The organism is Parendozoicomonas verongulae (genome assembly GCF_009711465.1).
Taxonomy (GTDB): domain Bacteria; phylum Pseudomonadota; class Gammaproteobacteria; order Pseudomonadales; family Endozoicomonadaceae; genus Sansalvadorimonas; species Sansalvadorimonas verongulae.
The window spans coordinates 1-303 of sequence record NZ_SMME01000158.1 but is presented as its reverse complement, the minus strand read 5'-3'; the positions used below and the strand labels follow the sequence as shown (position 1 = coordinate 303).

Here is a 303-nt window from a genome sequence, read left to right as displayed (position 1 = left end):
ATCCAGTGCCAGTATGCCGGATCACCCAGCCTCATATCCCCTACCTTCGATTCTCATTATAATAATCAATGGAATATAAGCGTTGATCAGCCTCATGCAACGCGAATGCATGCTCGCGTGTGGACTAATATGGACATTCTGGATATACAAAATCAAAAAGTAGCCCACCTGGTGCAGCTCCGTCCTACTGCGGATAGTGAGGGGGGTGTAAAAGTATGCATAAATGCCCACCCTAACCACTCCGATGGGCACCTGAAAGAGGGCGGAGGACAAAAGGCTAACGTACTGTCTCACCAATTTCCC

General features: G+C 48.5%; 1 protein-coding gene. It reads left to right on the top strand.

The features are described 5' to 3' along the window. Positions 1 to 105: 105 nt before the first annotated feature. The coding region (locus E1189_RS24210; RefSeq protein WP_230459799.1) for a hypothetical protein at positions 106 to 303 on the top strand (198 nt) is incomplete at its 3' end.